A 3,835-nucleotide genomic window follows, 5' to 3' on the forward strand; every position below is an offset into this window, starting at 1 on the left:
GCAAGCGGAACAGGATCGCCGCTTTGTTGGGGAAGTACTGATACAGCGAGCCGATACTCACGCCAGCCTTTTCCGCGACCCGTGGGGGCGACTTGTCCCCGGCGTGACCAAGGCCTCGGGTGCGGTGAGGTATAGGTGGCGTCTTCCATGGGATAGCGGGCCAATTGAGTGATGATGGAGTTTTTTTGTAGTGGCGCCTTGACATTGGATCGCCAGCCACCTTAGCTGATTCAACGCGATGTTGATCAATGCCGAGAGCGGTACGGGCAAAAGAGCTTTCCGGCTTTTATTTCTTGTCCAATATCGATGAGCACAGTTGGTTGACTAGCACGCACAGTGTCTCTGCTTATCGAATGTTTTGAGTACTGAGATAAACCCTGAACCGAGGGGGGCGCCCCTTCAATTAGTCAGTTACGCAAGGTGCTTGGCGGAAGTGCATTGGAGTCGACGGCAGATGGAACTGAACAGTGAGAGTCGCATGATCAATTCATTTTTTCAGGATGTGGTCGGTTTCACTTTGGTGCTCCTGCTTTTAATATTCACAGTACTTATTCAGGGTGACAGCCTGTACGTAGGGCTATGGTATTACCTTGGTGTCGCAGGCACTGCGCTTGTAATCACTGTTTTCATAAGGCCTCGTCCTGGCTTTTTGACTGGCGTATCGATCGCTTTAACGATGATATTTGTCTTTTATTTACAGATAAATCAGGGCGGATCTCGTCCGGATGGACTTTTGGTGGTTGCACACCTGTTCTCTTTGCCAGGCGCATTGATTGGTTTGCTGGCGGCGGGCTGGGTTGTACGCCAAAGAACGGCAAGTTCATCGATCGCCGCACTTCTCTTGGCCATGCTGGGCGTGACTACCGGATTTTTTCTTAATCAATTGCTGATTTGCCAGACGTTAATGTACTGCGGAAAGATACTCAGCGGCTGAATAAAGTCGGTACTCGAGTTGCTCTGTTTCGCATTTTAATAATCTACCCAGAGTGATTCTGGTCGGGGATGATTTGCCCTGAGCAATGAGGATTTTGCGATGCCTAGCGTAACTATCAATATTGCAAATAAGGGTACTGCTCTGGCCGGCGGGGGGTCTTCTACTGTTGGGCATATGTGGTATCAGTTGAATGACGGTCACGGTAATACTTCAGATTTCGGTTATGCTCCTGATGAACAGAAGCATGGGCAACCCTACGCTCCAGATCATGGAAAGGTCTACACGAACGACAGCGAAACATATCTGGATACTTCGTCGTCAAAGACGATTGAATTAACCGATTCGCAGTATTTTGACATGATGGAGTTTGGAAAGTATCCCTCCGATCATGGGTTTGATTACACCTATAACGGACTCAATAACAGTTGCATTGATTTCGTATGGAAAGCGCTTGAAACAGGCGGATTGAATCCGTCGGGTTTTCAAGGAGATGTCTGGCCAACTTGGAACAAAGACAATGTTGACGGCATTCCAGGCCCCTCGGATACTCCCGGTGGAGGTGGCCCGGGATCGTCAGGGGGCGGTGGACCTTTCGGCGAAGGCGGGCCCATCCAGGGCCCGTTTGATGGCGCAGGTCAGACAGTGTCACCATTGATTCTGGATCTGGACGGTGACGGCGTTGAAACACTGGGAAAAGCGTCCAATATTTACTTTGATCATGATGGTAATGGATTTGCCGAGAATACAGGTTGGGTAGGCAAGGATGACGGACTGCTCGTATGGGATCGAAATGGCAATGGTTTCATCGACGATGGAAGCGAACTCTTCGGCAACAACACCTTACTTGTTAATGGACAGAAAGCGCCCAACGGTTTTGCGGCCCTCGCTGAGCTAGACAGCAACCATGATGGACGAATAGATGCAAGCGATGTTGCGTTTACGCAATTGCGTGTTTGGAAAGATATCAACAGCAATGCCAAGCTTAATGAGGGCGAACTGCTAACGATGGCTGAAGCCAAGGTTCAAAGTTTCAGCACTGGGTTTGTCGATTTGGTCAAGGTGGACCAATACGGTAATGAAATCCGGCAAACAGGTAGCTACACCGACACAACAGGTGCAACTCTGGACATGAGTGATGTCTGGTTCAGCGTCGACAAACTGAAAACCATCGAACTTAATCAGGTAATAATCGGCCAAAAAGAAGGCGAGCTTCCTTATTTGGAGGGCGTAGGAACTGTCTCAAATCTGCACCAGGCAATGGCCAAAGATTCAAGTGGTGAGTTGAAAGCGCTGGTCGAGCAGTTCACGCGGGAAACATCGCCCATGGTTAGGCAGGGCTTGATAGACAAGATCATCTACGCGTGGAGTGGCGTAGACGGGTTCGCACGTGATAGCCGCGGTGCTTACATTGACGATGGCAGGAAGATATATGCTTTGGAGGCGTTTCTCGGCAAGACATTTATCCAGTCGGCTGGTACCAATATGGGCACTCCCAACCCCGGGCCGAATGCCGCAGCCAAGTTGATCCAGTCCTATGAACAACTTGCTCTGTATGTCAGCTCCGCGCTGATGCTCCAGACCCATTTGCGACCGCTGCTGGAGGGGCTTCAATGGACATTTCAGAATAATCGCCTCGGCTTCGATGTTATGGCCTTGGTCGAAACCTTTCGACAGGCCTACAACGAAGACGCCGCCAAGGGCAGTGAATCGATGATCGCGTTCGCTCTGGCACTGGACAGCGCGGGCGGAAGCTGGGGCCAGTCTCTGCTGTACAGCCTGCGCACGGCTGGTGATGTCAACGGTCAGGGCTTCACCGCAATACTCGGCAGCCTCGGTAATACCATCGGCGGGACGGGTAACGATGAGCTGTACGGTGACGCTCAGTCCAATACCTTATTCGGGTTGGACGGCAAGGACAAACTGTATGGCGACGCCGGTAACGACATATTGGATGGCGGCAAGGGTAATGACTTTCTCAGTGGTGATGCTGGGTCTGATACTTATCGTTTTAGTCTTGGCTGGGGTCAAGACACGATCAACAACTACGACACTGGCACCAACAGCCAAGACGTCATCGCCTTTGATTCCACCGTTTCATCTCATGATATTCAAGCTGCTAGGATCGATGACCACTTGGTGCTTTCGTTTAAAGGAGGAACGGACTCGATCACCGTCGCAAATTACTTTTATCAGGACGGTGTGAGTTCGTATCTGCTCGATCAGGTGCGGTTCGCCGATGGAACTGTATGGAGCGCCGCGCATATTCAGTATCTGGTCAGTTTGAGTAGTACCGGAAACGATCGACTTTACGGGACCGCTGGCGCTGATCACCTTCAGGGGGGAGGTGGCGACGATAAACTGTTTGGTGCTCAGGGCAACGATACGCTTGAGGGGGGCGCAGGCAACGACTGGCTCGAAGGAGGCGGTGGTGCGGACGTTTATGTATTCAACCTGGGTGATGGCAATGATGTCATTCAAGAGAGCTCCGGCATCGCGGGTGAATCGGATGTGTTGCGATTTGGCGAGGGCATTGATCCGGCAGACATCAAAGTCAGCAGTCTGGGTGACGGGCTGGTATTTCATCATACGAATGGTTTTGACCAGCTGATTGTGCAAGGTTGGTTCAAGGAAAACAGTGCGCGTTACCAAATTGAACGTATCGAGTTTGCCGATGGCACGACGTGGAGTGCTACACAACTGACGGCGGGACTGCTGAGCGTCACGGGGACCGAGGCTAATGACATTATTACTGCCGTCGACTCTGTTTTGAGCCAGGTACTCAAAGGTAAAGGCGGTGACGATGTATTAAAAGGAAGTGGCGGCAATGATCTTCTGGAGGGCGGAGTCGGCAATGACACATTGAGCGGCGGACAGGGCAGCGACCGCTATGTGTTCAATCTG

Annotated in this window: 2 protein-coding genes and 1 pseudogene; 2 read left to right on the plus strand and 1 reads right to left on the minus strand. The window is 51.4% G+C overall.

Annotated elements, in window-relative coordinates; translation table 11 throughout:
* Window positions 1–82 (minus strand): annotated as a pseudogene (locus tag ACWR1S_RS30640) (TetR family transcriptional regulator); the annotation flags it as partial.
* Window positions 83–478: 396 nt separating this feature from the next.
* Between ACWR1S_RS30640 and ACWR1S_RS30645 the strand changes: the two are divergent.
* Both ACWR1S_RS30645 and ACWR1S_RS30650 read left to right on the plus strand, forming a co-directional pair.
* The gene (locus tag ACWR1S_RS30645) at window positions 479–934 is read left to right on the plus strand and encodes a hypothetical protein (RefSeq protein ID WP_454566115.1); all 456 of its coding nucleotides are present in this window, start codon (window positions 479–481) and stop codon (window positions 932–934) included.
* 99 nt (window positions 935–1,033) lie between these two features.
* The coding region (locus ACWR1S_RS30650; protein ID WP_454566116.1) for a calcium-binding protein at window positions 1,034–3,835 on the plus strand (2,802 nt) is incomplete at its 3' end.

It is taken from the genome of Pseudomonas sp. AIG, from assembly GCF_977020205.1.